The 19,040-nt window shown below is 69.0% G+C and carries 19 protein-coding genes; 8 read left to right on the top strand and 11 right to left on the bottom strand.

From position 1 onward, the window contains the following. Nucleotides 1–43 precede the first annotated feature (43 nt). The 5 genes from ABSL23_RS11990 to ABSL23_RS11970 form a co-directional block, all read right to left on the bottom strand. Nucleotides 44–226 (bottom strand): hypothetical protein, encoded by a 183-nt coding sequence (locus ABSL23_RS11990; protein WP_059056865.1) that lies wholly within the window; start codon nt 224–226, stop codon nt 44–46. Nucleotides 227–279: 53 nt separating this feature from the next. Then, entirely contained in the window at nt 280–687 is a 408-nt protein-coding gene (locus tag ABSL23_RS11985) for a thioesterase family protein (RefSeq protein WP_353635381.1), read from the bottom strand. Nucleotide 688: 1 nt separating this feature from the next. After that, nucleotides 689–1,390 (bottom strand): acetate--CoA ligase family protein, encoded by a 702-nt coding sequence (locus tag ABSL23_RS11980; protein ID WP_353633886.1) that lies wholly within the window; start codon nt 1,388–1,390, stop codon nt 689–691. Further along, nucleotides 1,383–2,759 carry a CoA-binding protein gene (locus ABSL23_RS11975; protein ID WP_353633885.1) on the bottom strand — a complete coding sequence of 459 codons (1,377 nt, stop codon included), beginning with the start codon at nt 2,757–2,759 and terminating at the stop codon, nt 1,383–1,385. The genes ABSL23_RS11980 and ABSL23_RS11975 overlap by 8 nt, the downstream gene beginning before the upstream one ends. Nucleotides 2,760–2,837: 78 nt before the next feature. Beyond that, nucleotides 2,838–3,359 (bottom strand): gamma carbonic anhydrase family protein, encoded by a 522-nt coding sequence (locus tag ABSL23_RS11970; protein ID WP_353633884.1) that lies wholly within the window; start codon nt 3,357–3,359, stop codon nt 2,838–2,840. Nucleotides 3,360–3,446: 87 nt separating this feature from the next. On the opposite strand from ABSL23_RS11970, the gene ABSL23_RS11965 reads away from it, so the two are divergent. After that, a complete protein-coding gene (locus ABSL23_RS11965) occupies nt 3,447–4,202 on the top strand; it encodes an ABC transporter ATP-binding protein (protein ID WP_353633883.1) in 756 nt (251 codons plus the stop codon). On the opposite strand, the gene ABSL23_RS11960 is transcribed toward ABSL23_RS11965, so the two are convergent. Beyond that, entirely contained in the window at nt 4,203–4,826 is a 624-nt protein-coding gene (locus ABSL23_RS11960; RefSeq protein WP_353633882.1) for an MBL fold metallo-hydrolase, read from the bottom strand. A 101-nt stretch (nt 4,827–4,927) separates the two neighbouring features. On the opposite strand from ABSL23_RS11960, the gene ABSL23_RS11955 reads away from it, so the two are divergent. Continuing rightward, nucleotides 4,928–6,340 carry an SLC13 family permease gene (locus ABSL23_RS11955; protein WP_353633881.1) on the top strand — a complete coding sequence of 471 codons (1,413 nt, stop codon included), beginning with the start codon at nt 4,928–4,930 and terminating at the stop codon, nt 6,338–6,340. A gap of 29 nt (nt 6,341–6,369) precedes the next feature. On the opposite strand, the gene ABSL23_RS11950 is transcribed toward ABSL23_RS11955, so the two are convergent. After that, nucleotides 6,370–7,941 (bottom strand): AMP-binding protein, encoded by a 1,572-nt coding sequence (locus tag ABSL23_RS11950; protein ID WP_353633880.1) that lies wholly within the window; start codon nt 7,939–7,941, stop codon nt 6,370–6,372. Between the two features lie 105 nt (nt 7,942–8,046). Here ABSL23_RS11950 and ABSL23_RS11945 point away from each other — a divergent pair, with 105 nt between their 5' ends. Further along, a complete protein-coding gene (locus tag ABSL23_RS11945; protein ID WP_353633879.1) occupies nt 8,047–8,904 on the top strand; it encodes a UbiA family prenyltransferase in 858 nt (285 codons plus the stop codon). Here ABSL23_RS11945 and ABSL23_RS11940 read toward each other — a convergent pair whose 3' ends face one another. Beyond that, a complete protein-coding gene (locus ABSL23_RS11940; protein WP_353633878.1) occupies nt 8,905–9,672 on the bottom strand; it encodes an IclR family transcriptional regulator in 768 nt (255 codons plus the stop codon). It lies immediately after the preceding gene. A gap of 98 nt (nt 9,673–9,770) precedes the next feature. Here ABSL23_RS11940 and ABSL23_RS11935 point away from each other — a divergent pair, with 98 nt between their 5' ends. Continuing rightward, nucleotides 9,771–12,800, top strand: coding sequence for an FAD-linked oxidase C-terminal domain-containing protein (locus ABSL23_RS11935; protein WP_353633877.1), 3,030 nt, complete (start codon nt 9,771–9,773; stop codon nt 12,798–12,800). Here ABSL23_RS11935 and ABSL23_RS11930 read toward each other — a convergent pair. Together ABSL23_RS11930 and ABSL23_RS11925 are read right to left on the bottom strand one after the other, a co-directional pair. Beyond that, nucleotides 12,797–13,345 (bottom strand): hypothetical protein, encoded by a 549-nt coding sequence (locus tag ABSL23_RS11930; protein WP_059056843.1) that lies wholly within the window; start codon nt 13,343–13,345, stop codon nt 12,797–12,799. The two genes, ABSL23_RS11935 and ABSL23_RS11930, sit on opposite strands and share 4 nt — an antisense overlap. Nucleotides 13,346–13,393: 48 nt before the next feature. Further along, entirely contained in the window at nt 13,394–14,884 is a 1,491-nt protein-coding gene (locus ABSL23_RS11925) for an aldehyde dehydrogenase family protein (RefSeq protein WP_353633876.1), read from the bottom strand. Between the two features lie 944 nt (nt 14,885–15,828). On the opposite strand from ABSL23_RS11925, the gene ABSL23_RS11920 reads away from it, so the two are divergent. The 4 genes from ABSL23_RS11920 (at nt 15,829) to ABSL23_RS11905 (ending at nt 18,242) form a co-directional block, all read left to right on the top strand. Continuing rightward, entirely contained in the window at nt 15,829–16,704 is an 876-nt protein-coding gene (locus tag ABSL23_RS11920; protein WP_353633875.1) for a ParA family protein, read from the top strand. After that, nucleotides 16,704–17,114 carry a hypothetical protein gene (locus tag ABSL23_RS11915; RefSeq protein WP_353633874.1) on the top strand — a complete coding sequence of 137 codons (411 nt, stop codon included), beginning with the start codon at nt 16,704–16,706 and terminating at the stop codon, nt 17,112–17,114. The genes ABSL23_RS11920 and ABSL23_RS11915 overlap by 1 nt, the downstream gene beginning before the upstream one ends. Before the next feature lie 41 nt (nt 17,115–17,155). Then, complete coding sequence (locus ABSL23_RS11910) at nt 17,156–17,503, top strand: hypothetical protein (protein ID WP_353633873.1); 348 nt, start codon at nt 17,156–17,158, stop codon at nt 17,501–17,503. 100 nt (nt 17,504–17,603) lie between these two features. Next, nucleotides 17,604–18,242 (top strand): NAD(P)H-binding protein, encoded by a 639-nt coding sequence (locus ABSL23_RS11905; protein ID WP_353633872.1) that lies wholly within the window; start codon nt 17,604–17,606, stop codon nt 18,240–18,242. Here ABSL23_RS11905 and ABSL23_RS11900 read toward each other — a convergent pair. Further along, nucleotides 18,239–18,997 (bottom strand): NAD(P)-binding protein, encoded by a 759-nt coding sequence (locus ABSL23_RS11900; RefSeq protein ID WP_353633871.1) that lies wholly within the window; start codon nt 18,995–18,997, stop codon nt 18,239–18,241. The two genes, ABSL23_RS11905 and ABSL23_RS11900, sit on opposite strands and share 4 nt — an antisense overlap. Nucleotides 18,998–19,040: the final 43 nt, after the last annotated feature.

Here is a 19,040-nt window from a genome sequence, read left to right as displayed (position 1 = left end):
CTCATAAGTGTATTGGACGCGGCGCCCAGCGGCGACGAACGTGTTAGGCCGTCTCCGCGACCTGGTCGGCGTAGACGTCCTCCGAGCGGAACAGCGCCCGGCAGTCCTCGCAGACCATCGCCCGCTGAATCGCGTACTCCCAGAGCTTCCCGCCGCAGTTCAGGCAGTCGAAGTGCGCTTCCACGAACGGGTCGGCCTCCGCGTACGGGTTCGTGAACTCGGCCATGCCAGTACGTCGCGCACCGAACAGCAAAAGCGTACCGTCGGCGGAAGCGCTTCTCAGTCCTCGGCGTACTGATCGAACGCCGCGCGCAAGTCGTCGGGAATCTCCATCGACCCGCCGCCGCCGTGGTGCGCGCAGACGCGCTGCTCGTGCCCCGAGAACGCCACGTCGCCGCCGCAGCGCGCCTCGTACTCGAAGCGCACGCTCCGCGTCCCCGGGTCGGGCGTGAGTTCGATGGTTACCTCGTCGCCGGCCTCCACGGGGTTCTCGAACTCGAAGTTCATCTCCACGAGCGGCAGGCCGAAGCCGTGCTCCTGTGAAATCTCCCAGAACGGGAAGCCCAGTTCCTCCATGAACATGTCGGAGGTCTCGTGGAGCGCGTCCACGATACGCGGGTAGTGCGCGATGCCGAACGGGTCCGTGTCCGAGAACCGCACCGTCCACTCGCGCTCGTAGCCCGCCATCTCAGTCACCCCCCAGCACGACGAGCGCGTCCAGCGCCACCGCGCCGCCCTCCGTCGCCAGCACCGGGTTCACGTCCACTTCCGAGATGGCCTCGTGTTCGGCCACGAGGTCGCCGACCGCCGCGACGACCTCCGCGAGCGCGTCCACGTCCGCGGGCTCGCGGCCGCGGTACCCCTCCAAGAGTTCGATGGCGGTCAGTTCCTCGATGGCCTCGCGGGCCTCCGCGGCGTCGATGGGCACGATGCGGTGGCTGGTGTCCTCGTAGACTTCCGTGAAGATGCCACCCAGTCCCGTCAGCACGACCGGGCCGAACGACGGGTCGCGGAGGCCTCCGACGATGACCTCGGTGCCGGCGTCCACGTCCCGCGCCTCCTCGACGAGCACGTCCGCGTCGATGCCGCGCGCGTCCGCCGCGTCGAAGATTGCCTCCGCGGCCTCCCGCACCGCGTCCGGCGAATCCAAGCCGACCGCGACGCCCGCGCCGTCCGCCCACTCGCTCTTGTGCGTGACCGCCGGCGAGGACACCTTTACGACCACCGGGAGGCCGATTTCCTCGGCGGCCGCCACAGCCGCCTCGGCGTCCGCGGCGACGGAGAACGCGGGCGTCTCGATGCCCGCGTCCGTGAGCAGCGACTTCGCCTCCGCCTCTGTCAGCGTCGTGCGGCCGTCCGCCTGCGCGGCCGCGATGGGGTCCTCAGACATCGGCGCTCACCTCCTCGTCCGCGGCGGCGTCGTCCAGCGTCGCGTACCGTGCGAGCGCCGCAGCCGCGTCCGCCCCGCGCTCCGGCGACGTGAACACGGGTACGTCGGCCTCCCGGAGCGCGTCGAGGTCGTCGGCCATCGACTCGGCCGGCCCCTCGGTCGCGAACAGCACGGGCTTCTCGACGCGCTCGGCGAGGCCGTCCAGCGTCTCCTGCGGGAAGCCCAGCGCCTCCTCGAACAGCTCGTAGACGAGCACCACGTCCACGTTGTGGTCCTCCGCGACCGCTTCGACCACGTCCCCGAACTCCGGCATCGGGCGGCCCGTGTCCACGGGGTTCTCCGCGTACGTGATACCGGGGAGAATCTCGCCGACCTCGTCTTGGGTGTCCGCCGCGAGGTCCGGGAGCGTCGCGCCCGCTCGCTGCAGGCGGTCCGCGATGATGATGCCCGGGCCGGCCTGTGCAGTGACGACTCCGACGTTCGCGCCCTCGGGCTCCGGGGAGTTCGCCAGCGCCTGCCCGGCGTCGAACAGCTCCGTCGTGGACTCGACCGTCGGGACGCCGTACTGCGCGAACCCCGCAGTGTAGAGTGCGTGGTCGCCCGTGAGCGCGCCCGTGTGGGACTCCGCGAAGTCCCCGACGTCGGCCTGCCCGACCTTGTACGCGATCACAGGCGTGTCCGAGTCGCGGCACGCTTCGAGGAGCGCGCGGCCGTCGTCGGTGCCTTCGACGTGGAGGACGATGGCGTCCGTGTTCGGGTCCGAGTCGAAGTACGGGATGGCCTCCTCGAAGCCGACGTTCGCGCGGTTCCCGAGCCCCACCATCGTCGCGATGCCGCGGCCCTCGCGGTGCGCGCTGAACGCGAGCTGGTGGGCGACCCCGCCGCTCTGCGCGAGAATCGTCACGCCGCCCGGCCGCAGGCGCTCGACGCCGCCCGCGAACGACGCCAGCAGATTGCTCGCGGGCGCGACGAACCCGCTCGTGTTCGGGCCGAGCAGGGCGACGTCGTGTTCGTCGGCGGCCGCGACGACCGCCTCCTGGAGTTCCTCGCCCTCGCCACCGGCTTCCGCGAAGCCGCCGGCGTAGATGACCGCGCCGCCGACGCCGGCCTCGCCGCACTCCGCGACGACGTCCGGGACGACGTGCGCGGGCACCGCCAGCAGCGCGAGGTCGATGGTTTCCTCGATGTCGGTAACGGACTCCACGAATGGCTCGCCGAACACCTCGCCCTCGCCGGACGGGTTCACTGGGTAGACGCGACCGTCGAACTCGACGGCGTTCGCCATCGCCTCGTAGCCGAGCTTCCCCTCGGTGTCGGACGCCCCGACGACCGCGATGCGCTCGGGACGGAACAGGCGCTGTAAGTTCACGCCCCACACTACACCGAATGCCACTAAAACGGTTTTCCCTCCGTCAAACGCGCTCGCCGCGACCGGCGCGCCGACCCCTCACTCCGGCAGCACCGGGCCGTCCTCGACGACGCGCGTCGTCCCGGCGTACTCCTTCGCGAGTTCGGCGTACCGGTCGCCCGCGCCCGCCCAGAAGTCCCCCTCCAGCTCCTGCCGGACTTCCGCGGGCGTCCCGACTGCGAGCACGCCGCCGGGGATCTCGGTGTCCTCGGTGACGGTGCTGTTCGCGCCGACGACGCTCCCCGCCCCGATTTCGGCGTCGTCGAGGACCACCGCGCCGATGCCGACGACGCTGCGCTCGCCGACCGTCGCGTCGTGGACGACGGCGTTGTGGCCGACGGTCGCGCCCGCCTCCAGCACCGCGTGCTCGTGGAGGGTCGCGTTGTCCTGGACGTTCGCGCGCTCCCCGAGCACGATGCGGCCGTGGTCGCCGCGCAACACTGCGCCCGGCCACACGCTCGCTTCCGGTCCAATCTCTACGTCCCCGATGACGGTCGCTCGCTCGTCGACGTACGCCGACTCCGCGACCGTCGGCGTCACGCCGTCGTACGCTCGAAGCATAGCCGGACTGTCGCGGCCCGCGATTACGTACTTTCGGGACGCGACAGGGACTACATTTATGCGGGTGGGTAGGTAACGGCTACCAAGATGACCGTACTCGAAGGCGAGCACCTCACGAAGAACTTCGGCGGCATCGTCGCCGTCGACGACGTCTCCTTCTCCATCGACAAGGGGGAGACCGTGGGCCTCATCGGGCCGAACGGCGCCGGGAAGTCGACGCTGTTCCGGCTCATCTCCGGGGTCCAGGAGCCGACTGAGGGCACCGTCTACCTCGACGGCGAGGACATCACGGGGATGACGCCGCACGAAATCTGTCACCGCGGGCTCGTCCGCACCCACCAGATCGTCCACCCCTTCGAGAACCTCACGCTCGCGGAGAATGCCGCCGTCGGCGCGCAGTTCGGCGGCCGGAACTCCGGCGACCCCGAGGAGCGCGCGCACGAGGCCCTGGAGTTCGTCGGCCTCGACGATATGGCTCACACCACCCCGGACGAACTCAGCGTCGGCGCGCTCAAGCGCCTCGAAATCGCTCGCGCGCTCGCGACCGACCCCGAGGTCCTGCTGTTCGACGAGGTCGCGGGCGGCCTCGACACCGACGAGACCGAAGCCATCGTCGAGCTCATCCGGGACATCGCCGACCGCGGGAAGACCGTCTTCCTCATCGACCACGTGATGCGCGCGCTGATGTCCGTCAGCGAGCGCGTGTTCGTCCTCGACAACGCCAACCTCATCGCCACGGGGACGCCCGACGAGATTCAGAACGACCGCCGCGTCATCGAAGCCTACCTCGGCGAGAACGCCGGCGACGCGATGGGCGACACCGCCGACGCCGGCGCGGACTGACTACGGCTTCCCCGCGAAGTTCACGAACGCGTCCAGTTTCTCGCTGGCGTCCTCGGTGACGCTCTCGCCGTGGTAGACCAGCCCCACGTCGAAGTCGTACTCGACGAGTTTCTCTAGGGACTCCTCGGCTGTGTGGAGGTCCTCGGAGTAGTACGCCGGCGGCAGCACGAAGTGCCCCTCCGGGAGGCCGCGGGAGTCCGCGCCGAACAGCGCGTCCCCGATGACCGCGACGCCGGCGTCCTCGTCCACGAGCGAGTGGTGCTCGGGCGCGTGCCCGGGCGTGTGGACGGCCGTGAACCGCCCCACGTCGTCGCCGTCCCCGAACCGGTGGTCCGGCTCGTGGCCCTCGACGTCGAGGCCCTCCGGGAGCCACGTTTCGAGGTCGTAGCGCTCGACGAGCCCGGGGAGACCGCCGACGTGGTCGCCGTCCCCGTGCGTGACGACGAGGCGTTCCGGTTCGATGCCGAGGTCCGCGAGGGCGTCCGCGGCCGCGTCGGTCGTGCCTTCGAGGCCGGCGTCCACGAGCGTCGGCGCGTCGCCGTCGAAGACGAACAGCCGGTAGCGGCCGCCGTTGGACTCCGCGAGCGTCACGTCGTAGACGTCGGTGGCTGGCTCCGTGAGCATCGCCTCGACGGACGGCCCCCGCCCCCAAAAACCTCCCCGCTCTCGGTTTCGGAAGACAGATTAAGCCAGTTTCCGTCCGTGCGAGCAAACGGTGTTCCAACGTGACGACTGAAACGACGTGGACGGACGTGCTCCGCGGGCAGTTCGACCCGGCGTGGCTCTCGCTGCCGGTCGGTATCGCCGCGGCCGCCGCCGTCCTCGTGTACGCGCCCGTCGAAGCCGACATGGCGAGGATGCTCGCCATCACCGTCTTCTCCATCAGCCTCTGGGTGGGTGCGCCCGTCGCCCCGTGGCTCACCGGCCTGCTCGCGGTCGGGCTGGTCGGCGCCTCCTTCTCGACGGACCTCGCGCTCACCGGCTTCCAGTCCGCCGCGACGTGGCTGGTCGTCCTCGGCATCCTGCTCGGGGAGGCCACCCGGCAGAGCGGGCTCGCCAGCGCGGTCGAACGCGCCGCGCTCGGCGTGCTCCCCGGTGACGCCGCCACGAACGCGAAGACCACGTACCGGAATCTGCTGGTCGTGCTGTGCGTGGCCGCGCTCGGGTTCGTCGTGCTCGTGCCCTCGTCGCTGGTGCGCGTGCTCATTCTCGGCCCCATCCTCATCTCTATCGGCAAGCGCTTCTCGGACCGCAGCGCCCGCGTCGGCCTGTTCCTCGGGCCGCTGTTCGTCACCTACTACGCGGGCACCGGCATCCTCACGGGGTCGCTGGCGAACATCATCATCAACGGCCTGCTGGAGGCCAACGCCGGCGTCTCCATCGGCTGGATGGAGTGGGCGGTCTGGCTCGGCCCCGTGATGGGCGTCGGACGCGCCGCCGTCATCACCGTCATCGCGTACGCGCTCTACCGGCCGGCCGACGCCGACGCCATCGACGTGTCCGACGACTCCGAGCACGGGACCGAGGCCGCCTCGGAGGCGCGGCGCATGATGGCGTTCCTGCTGGTCGGGGTCGCCATCTGGGCGACCGACTCCGTCCACGGCCTCCACCCGCTGTACGGCGCGCTCGTCGTCACCGTCCTCGCGTTCACTCCCCGCGTCGGTGTCGTCGGCGCCGACGCCGTCGAGAACGCCAACTTCTCCATCGTGTTCTTCCTCGGCGCCATCTTCGCCATCGCCGCCGGCCTCCAGCAGACCGGATTCACCGACGTCGCCGCCGACGCCATCCTCGCGTCCTTCCCGCAGGACGCGTCGCTGTCGGTCGCGCTCGCGTTCCTCGCGCTCGCGTCGCTGGCGCTGACGTTCCTCATGGAGGGGCTGGCGGTCGCGAGCGTGCTGACGCCCGTGCTCGTCGCGTTCGCCGAGAGCGCCGGCCTCCCGCTGTACCCGGTGATGATGACCGAAGCGGTCGCGCTCAACTCCTACTTCTTCCCCTACCAGTCGGCAGTCCTCGTGGCGATTCTGGGGCTGGACGTCGTGGACTCGATGGAGCTCATCAAGATGGCGGCGCTGTGCTCGCTGGCGACGCTGCTCGTCCTGCTCCCGATACAGATCGGCATCTTCGCGCTCGCGTTCTGAACGGCGGTCGCTTCGAGGAGGGAGTCGGGTCAGTCGAAGTGCCGGTCGATTGCCTGCTGGCGCTGGACGGTGCCGGTGTCCGTGCGCGGCAGCGGCTCCTCGCGGACGACGTACTCGCGGGGGCGCTTGTAGTTCGCCAGCCCGTCGTGCTTGCAGCAGAAGTCGTCCAGTTCCTCGGCGTCGACGTCGGCCTCCGCGACGACGATGGCCGTGACCTTCTTCCCCCACTCGGGGTCGTCGCGGCCGAACACGAGCGTCTCCGCGACCGCGGGGTGGCCGTCGATGGCGCGCTCGACCTCCGCGGGGTAGATGTTCTCCCCGCCGCTGATGAACATGTTGTCCACGCGGTCGGTGATGTAGAGGAAGCCGTCCTCGTCGACCTCGGCGACGTCGCGAGTGCGCAGCCACTCGTCGAAGAACGACTTCTCCTCGGCCTCCGGGTTGTCGATGTAGCCGTCCGGGACGCCCGGCCCGCGCGCGATGATTTCGCCCTGCTCGCCCGGCCCGACCTCCGCCTCGGGGTCGGGGTGTTCGGTGACGGGCGCGGTCTCCACGACGCGCAGCTCCCACGAGAACGACTCCTTGCCGATGGTACCCGGGTGGTCGTCCTGGACGGAGGGGTGGGCGAACGTGAAGTTCGGGCCGCCTTCGGTCATCCCGTACGTGTTGTAGAGGTGCTCCGAGAGGAACTCCGAGGTGCGCTCGACCAGCTCCTCGGTGACGACCGACCCGCCGGTGCGGACGTACGACAGCGTGCTCGTGTCGTAGGGGTCGGCCGCGTTCTCCTGCACGTCGTTGAGCAGCGAGAGCTGCGTGGGCACCGCCAGCAGCCCGGTCGCGGCGTTGTCCTCGACCAGTTCCAGCACCTCGGCGGGGTCGAAGTCCTCGTGCAGGAGGACGGTCGCGCCCGCCATCCAGTGCGGGTACAGCCACGCGTCCGACGTGACCATGTGGTACCACGGCGTCGTCACGATGGCGAGGTCGGTCTGGTCGATGCCGTGCTCCATCACGCCCTGGTAGGCGCCGGTCCACATCTGCTCGCCGTCGAACGCGAGGGCCTTCGGCGTCGAGGTGGTGCCGCTCGTGTAGAAGATGTTGGTCTTGCCGTCCACCGGGAGGCGGTCGGGGAGCGTGGACGCGGCGGCGTCCAGCGCGTCCTCGTAGTCGACCACGTCGGGGTGGTCGATGGCCGCCGAGCCGGCGTGGAAGCCGACCGAGAGGTCCGCGCCGTCGATGACGTCGACGGCGGTGTCGGCGTTGGCGTCGTCGAAGAGGAGGGCGTCGGCGCCCGCCGTCTCGACCATGTCCACGAGTTCGCCGGCGGTCCCGCGGAACGCCAGCTGGACGGTCGGCGTGCCGCGCTTGTGACCGGTAATCATCGCTTCGGCGGCGGCCGGCCCGTTCAGCGTGAGGACTGCGAGCGGAGAGTCACCGACCGCGTCGGTGACTGCGTTCGTGAGTTCGGTGCTCCGGCGGTCGAACTCGTCGTACGTGAACGACCGACCGTCGTCGGTGAGGATGGCGGTGTCGTCGCCGTGGACGCGGACGCTCCGTTCGAATGCTTCCAAGTAGTGCATGCGTTGCTGTGCTGTGTGACCCAAGCCCACACCTGCTATTAACAGTGTCGGTTAATCATTCGGGATGCCGTCGGCGAGTTTTGCGGCGCGACGAACCAGACTTTTCCCGCCCAGCACCGAACTTCCGCCGTGACCGGCACGCACACCGCCCGCGGGGTCCTCGCGACCGTCCAGCCGACGTTCATGCTCCCGGCGGTCGGGCTCGCACTCGCCGGCGGCGCGCACGCGCCGACCGTCTCGCTCCCGCTGGCCGCCGCTCACGCGGCCGCCGTCGCCGCCGCCCTCTACACGGCGCACGTCGTCGACGAGTACGTTGACGCACACGTGCGCGGCGAGCACGACCCGGTGCTCTCGGCGACCGCCGCGACGGCCGCCGCGGTCGCGTCCTCGCTCGGGTTCGCCGCGCTCGCCGCGCTCCTGTGGGCCGCCGGTACTCGCGAAGCGGTCGCCGCGACGCTCCCGCTGTGGGCGCTCGCCGTCCTCCACGCGCCAGTCCTCGACACGCACCCGCTGTCCGTCACCGTCGACTACCCGGTCGGCGTCGCGCTCGCGTTCCTCGGCGGCTACCTCGTCCAGACCGGTCGCCTCGCGCCCGGCGTCGCCGCCGTCGCCGTCCTCCTCGTCGTCTCGCTGTCCGGGCTAAAGGTCTCCATCGACCGACTCGACCGGGAGTTCGACCACGCCATCGGCAAGCGCACGTTCCCCGTGCTGCTCGGGGACCGCGCGAGCACGCGCGTCGGCGCCGCTGTCCACGCGCTCGCCGCCGCGCTCGTCGTCGGGTTCGTCGCGGCGTCCGTCCTCCCGCCGCTCGCGCTGATCGCCGGTGTTATCGCGCTCGCCGACGCCGCGCTCGCGGTCGCCGTCGCGCCCCGATGGTCGGTCCGCGCGCAGATGGCGCTGGCGTACCCGTTCACGGCGGCGCTGCTCGCGGCGCAGTGCGCGAGCGCGGGCTGTGTGGCCGCAGAAATCATGGGACTGGCGGGCTGACTACGAGTACGCGAGGTTGAGTTCGATGTCGTTCGTGGACGCGCGCAGCTGGTCGAGCAGCTCCGTCTCGCAGCGCTCGCGGCTGACGCGGTGGGCCGGCCCCGCGACCGCCAGCGACCCCACGAGGGCGTCCTCGTAGCGCAGCGGCACCGCCAGCGCGTGGATGCCTTCGAGGTCCTCCCCGAGGTTCAGCGCGTACCCCCGCTCGCGGACCGCCTCCAGCTCCGCGTCCAGTTCCTCGCGGTCCGTGACCGTGTTCGGGGTGCGCGCGGGCAGCCCGTGGCGCTCCACCACCTCGTCGACTTCCTCCTCGGAGTAGTGCGCGAGAATCGCCTTCCCGCCGGACGTGCAGTGCATGTAGTCCCACGACCCCAGAATCGTGTCCACGTCGATGCCGGTCTCCCCGGCGCCGCCGTAGAGGTACATCACGCGGCCGTCCTCGGGCGTGAACAGCCACACCATCTCGCCGGTCGTCTCCACGAGGTCGTCGACGACCGGACGGGCCGCCCGGTAGACCTCGCGGTCGTTTCGCACCGCCTGCCCGTAGTTGAACAGCTCCAGCCCGAGGTGGTACTTCCCGTCGCGCTTCACGACGAACCCGTGCTCGCGCATCGTCGCGAGGTGGTTGTGGACGGTGCTCTTCGCGACGTCGAGGCGGTCGGCGAGCTCCGTGACGCCCGCCCCGTCAGACTCACGCACCGCCGCTAACACCGCGAACAGCGTCTCGTCGGACTTCACCCCCGTTCGCGTCGTGGGCCCGTTTGGCATACGTCTCCGTTCGCGCGGAGCCACTAAACTGTTTCACGACGCCACACCGCGCATCCGAAAACACAAGGAGGTCGTCCCACGTAGGTGCGTGCAAACAGATGGCATCCAACGAACACGGCGTCCCGGGGCGCGACGCGACGCCTCCCGCGGCCGACGACCGGTCGGAGTACGACTACGTCAGCGGCGACGTCGAGCGACCCGGGCTCGTGGACGACCTCGAAGCCCGCGTGGACGGCGACGTGCGCTTCGACTCGTACACGCGCCAGCTGTACGCCACCGACGCGTCCGCCTACGAGGTGACGCCCGTGGGCGTCGTCTTCCCCACCGACACCGCGGACGTCGCGGCGGTCGTCGACTACTGCGCGACCCGCGAGATTCCCGTCCTGCCCCGCGGCGGCGGCACGAGCCTCGCCGGCCAGACGGTCAACGAGGCCATCGTCCTCGACTTCACGCGGTACATGGACGGCATCATCGACGTCGAGCCGGGGAGTCAGAAAGCTCGCGTGCAGGCCGGCGCCGTCCTCGAAGACCTGAACCAGCGGCTCGCGCCTCACGACCTGAAGTTCGCGCCCGACCCCGCGGCGGGCGACCGGAGCGCAATCGGCGGCGCCATCGGGAACAACTCCACGGGCGCCCACTCCCTGAAGTACGGGAAGACCGACGCCTACGTCGAGTCCTGTGAAGTCGTGCTCGCGGACGGCTCGACCGCGACGCTCGGCGAAATCGAGGTCGAGGAGCTCCGCGAGCGCGCCGACCCCGACGCCGACGACCTCCTCCCCCGAGTGTACGCGGGCGTCGTCGCAATCCTCGACGACCACGCCGACGAGGTCGAAGCGCGCTTCCCGGACATGAAGCGCAACGTCTCCGGCTACAACCTCGACCGGCTCGTCGACGAAGCCAGCGACGGCACCGTGAACCTCGCGCGCCTGCTCGCGGGCAGCGAGGGCACGCTCGCGGTCATCACGGAAGCCACCGTCTCCCTCGAAACGGTCCCGGAGACGAAGTCCGTCGCCCTGCTCACGTACGACAGCGTCGTGGACGCCGTCTCCGACGTCACGCACGTCCTCGAACACGACCCCGCGGCGGTCGAACTCATCGACGACACGCTCATCGACCTCGCCAGCGACACCGCGGAGTTCGAGGACGTCGTGGCGCTGCTCCCGGAGGGGACGCGGGCCGCGCTCCTCGTGGAGTTCTACGCCGCGGACGACGATGACGGCCGCGAGAAGACCGCAGGACTCGTCGAGGACCGCGTCGAAACCGGCGACGACCGATTCGCGTTCGACGCCCTCGAAGCCCACGACGAGGAAGAGCGCGCGACCTACTGGAAGCTCCGCAAGTCCGGGCTCCCCATCCTCCTCGGTCGTACCAGCGACGCGAAACACATCTCGTTCATCGAGGACTGCGCGATTCCGCCCGAACACCTCCCGGAGTTCGTCACGCGCTTCCAGCAGATTCTCGAAGACAACGACACGTTCGCGTCCTTCTACGCGCACGCTGGCCCGGGCGTTCTGCACGTCCGTCCCTTGGTGAACACCAAGTCCGAGCCCGACCTGGCGGCGATGGAGGACATCGCCGACCGCGTCACCGACATGGTCGTGGAGTTCGGCGGGAGCGTCTCCGGGGAGCACGGGGATGGGCGCGCGCGGACCCAGTGGAACCGCAAACTGTACGGCGACCAGCTCTGGGGCGCGTTCCGCGACCTCAAGACCGCTTTCGACCCGGACTGGCTGCTGAACCCCGGGCAGGTCTGCGGGGACGTCTCGATGACCGAGAACCTCCGCTTCGACCCCGACTACGAGTTCGACGCGGGCTTCGACGCGGAACTCAACTGGGACAACGAGAACGGCCTCCGCGGCATGGTCGAACTCTGCCACGGCTGTGGCGGCTGCCGCACCGAGCAGGACACCGCGGGCGGCGTGATGTGTCCGACCTACCGCGCCGCAGACGAGGAAATCACGTCCACGCGGGGCCGCGCGAACATGCTCCGGCAGGCGATGAGCGGCGACCTCCCGGACGATCCGACCGGCGACGAGTTCGCCGAGGAGGTGCTGGACCTCTGCGTGGGCTGCAAGGGCTGTGCGAAAGACTGCCCCAGCGAGGTGGACATGGCGAAGATGAAAGCCGAGGTCTCCCACGAGCGCCACCAGCGCGAGGGCGCCAGCGTCCGCGACAAGCTGTTCGCGAACGTGGACGCGCTCGCCGCGCTCGGCAGCGCGACCGCGCCCGTCTCGAACCTCGTCTCGAAGGTGCCGGGCGCTCGCACGGTGATGGAGAAGACCGTCGGCATCGCCAGCGAGCGCACGCTCCCGACGTTCGAGCGCGAGACCCTACAGGACTGGTTCGACGCGCGCGGCGGCACGACCGTCCCCGCCGGCGACGCCGACCGGAAGGCCGTGCTGTTCCCGGACACCTACACGAACTACGCGCACCCCGAAATCGGGAAAGCCGCCGTCCGAGTGCTGGAAGCCGCGGGCGTCCACGTGGACCTCGCGGAGCGCACCGACAGCGGTCGGCCCGCCCACTCGAAGGGCTTCCTCGACAAGTCCCGCGAGACCGCTCGGAAGAACGTCGCGGCCCTCGAACCGCAGGTCGCCGACGGCTGGGACGTCGTGCTCGTGGAGCCGTCGGACGCCGTGATGTTCCAGTCCGACTATCTGGACCTCCTGTCGGGCGACGCCGTCGAAGCGCTCGCGGCGAACACGTACGGCGTCTGCGAGTACCTAGACGCCTTCCGGCTGGACGACGAAATCGAGTGGAGCGCGCCCGAGGCGTCGCTGTCCTACCACGGCCACTGCCACCAGAAAGCCACGAAGAAAGACCACCACGCTGTCGGCGTGCTCCGGCGCGCGGGCTACGCCACCGACCCCGTTGACTCGACGTGTTGCGGGATGGCCGGGACGTTCGGCTACGAGGCCGAGCACCACGCCATGAGCGAAGCCATCGGCGACATCCTCGTCGACCAGCTCGACGACAGCGACGGCGACCTCGCGGTCGCGCCCGGTGCGTCCTGCCGCACGCAGCTCGGCGACATGCTCGACGAGGACGCCCGCGACGCCGCGGACCTCGTCCCCGAGGACCGCGAGAGCCCGCCGACGCCCGTCGAGTTGCTCGCGGCCGCCCTCTAGTCCTCGCTCTCGGCGAGGTACTGGCGTCCTTCTTCGGTCTCGCGGAGCATCTCGTCGAACACCGCCGCGTCCGTCTGGAACTTGTGGACCTGGTGGAGGACGGTGTTGTGGAACCCCGAGATGAACTCGCCGAACTCCTTGAAGAACTCGTGAATCCAGCGCTGCATCCGGTCGTTGTCCCGGAACTGCGTGATGAACTGCCAGTGGTACTCGGAGTCCGCGTTGAAGAACATCAACACGTGGGGGTCGTCCCGGAGCGCCCAGTAGCAGTCCTCCCACTGCTCGGCGAAGTTCGGGTAGTGGAACGCCACGCGGAACAGGTAGTGGTTGAAGATGCTCTGGTCGGGGATGACCGTCTCCCGGTAGAGGCCGTCTTCGGCCATCTCGCGGAGAATCTCGCTGATGCGGTTGTGCGAGAGCTCGATGCCGTACTCGTCGGCGAGAATGCGGCTGAGTTCGCGCGTCGACGCGGTCGGATTGGCGACGCGCACCTTCAGAATGACGATGTTTCGGGGGGAGACCGACCCGTCACCGTTCGCTGGCATGCCCGTGAGTCCGAGGCCGCCCGTGAAATTCCTACTGGTTGGCGACCCTCAGAACGGGTACTCGCGGGGCTCGTGCTGGACGCTGATCCACTTCTGCTCGGTGACCTCCTCGAGGAAGTCCGTGGTGTTGTAGCCGCCGACGCCGGAGGCGTTCGTCCCGCTGAACGGGACGTGGGCCTCGTCGTTGATGGGCTGGTCGTTGACGTGGACCATCCCGGTATCCATCCGATTGGCGATCTCCCGACCAGTACCGAGGTCGCCCGCGTGCACGCTCCCGGAGAGGCCGTACTCGGTGTCGTTGGCGAGTTCGACCGCTTCGTCCACGTCCGAGAACGGGATGACGGGCGCGATGGGACCGAAGTGCTCGAAGCACGCCGCAGACATGTCGTTTGTCACGCCGGAGAGCACGGTGGGCTTGACGACCAGCGAGTCCTCGACGCCCTCCACGTCGGCGGTCTCACCGCCGGTCTCCAGCGTCGCGCCCGCGTCGATAGTCTCCTCGACGTACTCGAGCATCTCGTCGCGCTGGGACTCGTCGATGATGGGCCCGACGACCGTCTCGGGGTCGTGCGCGCTCCCGACGGGCAGCGACTCCGCGCGCTCGGTGAGCTTCCGGACGTACTCGTCGTAGACGTCCTCGTGGACGATGTGGCGGTTGATGGAGATGCAGACCTGCCCCTGATGGACGAACGAGCCGAACGCCGCCGCGTCGACGGCTTGGTCGAGGTCCGCGTCCGCGGTCACGATGTGGGCGTTGTTGCCGCCGAGTTCCATCGCGGGAACGGCGAGGTTCTCGCCGGCGAGCCCCGCGACGTGGCGGCCGACGGGCGTCGAGCCGGTGAACGCGACCACGTCGCTCTCGGGGTGGCTGGCGACGCGGTCGCCGATTTCCGAACCCCGCCCCGTCACCACGTTCAGCACGCCCTCTGGGAGTCCGGCTTCCTCGAACAGTTTCGCGATGAGGAGGCCGCCCACGATGGGTGTGTTCGTGGAGGGCTTGAGGACGACGCTGTTCCCGGCGGCGATGGCGGGCGCGACCGCGCGCATCGAGAGATTCAGGGGGAAGTTCCACGGTGAGATGACCGTGACGACGCCTTTCGGCTGTCGTTCGACGATGTTCTCCTTGCCGGGGATGTTCGAGTCGGCGTGCTCGCCCTTCATCCGCCGCGGCAGCGTTGCGGCCTCGCTCGTCTGGTCGCTCGCGAGGTGGACCGACGTCCCGCCCATGATTGCGGAGCCGCCCGCCTCCCGGCCGAGCAGACCCACGATTTCGTCCTCGCGTTCCTCGAGGAGGTGGAAGACGTTCTGCAGTACTTCCTGTCGTCGCGCCGGCGGCGCCTGCGCCCACTCCGTCTGGGCCTCGGCGGCGGCCTCGTACGCTCGGTTCACGTCCGCTTCCGTTCCCTCCGGCACCTCCGCGACGACCTCGCGCGTCGAGGGGTCCTCGACGGCGATGGTCTCCCCGCTCTCTGCGGGTACCCACTCGCCGTCGATGTACTGCGCGCTCCAGTCCGCCTCGATAGAGAGTTCGAGTGACATCGTCTGACGTTTGTGCGCCGGCTCAGATAAAGGTACGCGCGAGCACACTCCCGGCGCTCAAACAATTTCAATATCGCAGAATAAGATTTATGAGTTGCTCAACGGGCGTGTGAGCGAGCAGCACTCGGCTGTGACGCTCGGTCTCCGAACGCTACTGGTGACTGCCGGACCCTCTGCGGTCTCGATTCACGATCAGCTGGGATGGGTACCGGTACCATGGCGCGTCACGAACGAACGCAGCAGCTGTCTCCAGGTCGGAGTCAATTCGAGTGTCCACGGTCGGAGTCAGTGATTGGCTGCTCGCGCGTGTACCCGCACGCGGGGTCTTCTGCTCTATCGCGGTACCAGCGACCGTGGTGAACTCGTCCACACCGAGTCGTCGCGGGTGTGGGAGAACACTACTTCCTGGAACTATCTCACTCTGCCATCGAGGCCAGCTCTTCGTCGTGAACTCTCCGCAGTGTATTACCAGCGTGACGGTCCGGTCGTGGCGGGTTCGCCGCACCAATCCCTACACTGTTAAACTGTATTTCGCAATATACAATCCCAGTTTCGGAGCGAGTCGGCGAATGTCCTGCAACCGGTCCGTAGACCGTTTCACCCTCGGGTTCGCGTTGACTGTGCACGGACTGCTGCTCGGTGCGCTCGACGAACGCTATCGCTGCCTCCTACCGTCGGTCTCACTCTGCCGCGACCGAGTTACGACCCTCGTCCCGAGTCACGACCGAATCTGTGCGTTGGCGCAACCCAGGAGATTCTAGCAGAGGTAGCTCAACAACCTAAGCTACCTATCGCAACTATCTTGGATTGTGTATCTATTTCACCTGGCGCACCTGCCTCGTCTACCTATTCCCGTTGTTTTATGCCGGATGGCACGGAATCCCCACCTGATTCAGCGTAGGCACCTCATCTACAATAGGTGCCTATCTCTGACGAGGTACACAATGCAAACGGAACCACGCGCCGTCAGTGTCGGCATCCTGAAGGGTGGATTCGCGAAGACGACTACCGCGCTCAACCTCGCGCGCGAGCTCGCGCACCGCAACGAGCGCGCGCTCGTCGTCGACCTCGACGACAACGGGCACATGACGCTCAATCTTGGGTTCGAGGACAGGTACAACAGCACCGACGGGGACGGCGGCAACCACGCGGAAGCCGTCCTACTCGAAGGTGAAGACCCGCGCGAGTACGTCGTCAACGTCGCAGAAGGTCTGGACCTCTTCCCCGCGCACGAGGACTTGGAGAGCGTGCAGTCCGCGCTCAAGGAGGCGACGATGGGGACGACGCGACTGAAGAAGGACCTCGTCGACCCGCTGCTCGGCGAGGACTACGACTACGTCGTCATCGACTGTCCCGCCAACCGCGGGAAGCTCAACGACAACGCGATGTACGCCACCGGCAACCTCATCATCCCGTTGCGACCCGAGAACGGCTACGAGACGGGGCTGTCGAACACGCTCGACCGGCTCGTCGAGGAGGCCCGCGAGTACTTCGAGTTGGACATCCTCGCGGTCGTCCCCTCGGACCTCCGCAAGCGCATCGACCAGTCCACGCGAGACCGCAAGCTCCTCCGAGAAATCACGACGCGGGACGCCATCGACCACCTCGTCCCGAACTTCGCGTACCTCTCGGAGTCGGACTGGGCAGCCATCGACGCCGGGGATTACGACGGCGACCTGCCGGGTATCCGGTATCGCGCGTCCATCGACGACGCTCACCAGGAGGGCGTGCCGCTGCGCGACTACGACCCCGAGTGCGACCAGCTCGCGGCCTACGACGAGCTCGCGCAAATCGTCGAGCGCGGGGAGGTGGTCCGGTAATGGGCTTCGACGACCTCGAAGCCGCCGAACAGTCGCGGGCCGACCGCGACGACGAATCCGGCGAGCAGAACGCCGACACGACGGCCAGCGAGCCGGCTGACCGAGCGACGGATGCGGACGATGCGGCCAGTGACCCGGCGGTTGACGGCGCGGCCGATTCGTCGGGAGACGAGACGAGCGACGAGCCGGCCTTCGAGTACGACGACGTCAAGCAGGCGCCGCTGTACGCGCGCCCGGAGGCGTGGGCGGCGCTCGAAGACGCGCTCGACTTGGACGTCGTGCGTACGCTCCGGGAGGCGGGCGTCCGCAACGAGGAGAAGCGGGAACTCCACGACGCCGTCCTCCGGGTCGCCGCGGACCACCCCGACGAAATCGCCGAGGCCGTGCAGGAAGCGCGCCGCGAGGACTGAGCCGCCAGAAAGCACAAGCCGGGTCCGTCGGTAGCGGACGTATGGCGCCGTCCCTGCCGTCGGAGTGGCACGAGGTAGAGAACCCCGACTACATCACCGAGAAGTACCGCGCGACGAACCCGACGCTGTTCGTGCGCGAGGACCACGACGTCGGCGCGCACGTCCTTCCCGTCTCCACGTCGTCGCCACACGACCCCGAGGAGTACCGCGCGGCCGCGATTCGCGGGAACCGCGACGAGTTCGACCGCGAGGAACCGATAGCGACGTTCGACGACCAAGACGAGGCGTTCGAGCGCGCGCTGGCGTTCGCGACCCACTACGAGACCGCGTACGCCGACCTCGGCGACGAGGACGCGGCGATGGAGGCCGCCGTCGAAGCCGTCCGGTAGCCCGCGCCGGTTCGCGGTCGAACTCGCCGACTGGGAGTTCCGCCGGGGAGTGCCCCTTCGCAAAACCATATGCCGCTGACCGACTAACGTCGAGACTGACATGGACGTGCTTCTACTCGGCGCGAGCGGCCGTATCGGGCACCGAATCGCGAACGAACTCCTCGACCGCGGGCACGCGGTCACGGGCGTCTCCCGGAGCGGCGACGTCGAGGGCATCGACGACCCCGACTTCCAGGCGGTCGCCGGCGACGCCACCAACGCGGTGGACATCGCGGACCTCGCGGAGGGCCACGACGCGGTCGCGTCCGCGCTCGGTCCCAGCGAGGACGAGGACGTCACCGTGCTCGTGGAGATGGCGAAAGCCGTCGTCGAGGGGATGCGAGACGCGGACGTCCACCGACTCGTGTGGACGGGAGGCGCGGGCGGGCTCCACGTCGGCCCCGACACGCGCCTCATCGAGACCGAGGACTTCCCCGAGGACTGGGAGCCCGTGGCGCGCGCGGCCATCGAGGCCTACGAGGTGTTCGAGGACGCCGACGACCTCGACTGGACGTACGTCGCGCCCGCGGCGCTCATCGAGCCCGGGGAGCGCACCGGCGAGTACCGCACCGCGGAGGGCGAACTCGTCGCCGACGAAGAGGGTGACAGCTACATTTCGATGGAGGACTTCGCGGTGGCGTTCGCCGACGAACTCGAATCCGGCGACCACGTCCACACCTACCTCGGCACCGGCTACTAGAGCATCGACGTGACCTGTTCGGCGCTGGCGACCTCCGGGATGATGACGCGGTCGGCGCCGGCGCGGCGCGCGAGCTGCTCGTAGGTCTCGTCGCCGACGCGCACGACGAGCCGGACGCTGGGCGCGATCTGGCTGGCGTTCATCGCGATTTGGATGTTCGCGTTCGAGTCGTCGATGGCGCCGACGACGACGCCGGCGCGCTCGACGCCGGCGTCCCGCAGCGTCTCCTCGCGGCGGGCGTCTCCCCGAATCGCGAGCAGGTCGTCGTCGAGCGCCCGCTGGAACTCGGCGTCCTGGGACTCGATGACGACGACGTCTCGGTCGGTCGCCTGGAGCGCCCGCGCGATGGTTTTCCCGAACGTGCCGTACCCGCAGATGATGACGTGGCCGCGGAGGTCCGCGACTGCTTGCTCGATTTGCATGTGTTTGAGTTCCGTCTGGATCTGCCCGCCGAACGCCGCCGAGAACACCGTCTCGCCGATCCAGAGGCCGGCGACGACCAGCCCGGAGAGCACCACGACAGCGTACGCCTTCACGAGCGTTTCGGGCCCCTCGTGGGCCTCGAAGTGGAGTTCGATGCTCGTGGGGTCCAGCAGCCAGAACAGCGCGTCGACGACGCCGACGCCGCCCATGGAGACGAATCCGGCGACGCCGATTGCGACCACCGCAGCGAACGCCGCGACCGGCCGCAGTAGCTGGCGGAGGAGTTGCCGACGCACGACCGCGCGCAGCGGCGTGTCCAGCGAGCGCTTCACCGGCGACCGCCCCCGCTGTTCACGACCGGTGAGAGCCCGGCGA

Origin of the sequence: Halobacterium sp. NMX12-1 (genome assembly GCF_040435975.1) — an archaeon.
In the GTDB taxonomy this organism is placed as follows: Archaea; Halobacteriota; Halobacteria; order Halobacteriales; family Halobacteriaceae; genus Halobacterium; species Halobacterium hubeiense.
The sequence above is the reverse complement of the archived record's forward strand: the minus strand, read 5'-3'. Positions and strand labels throughout refer to the sequence as shown.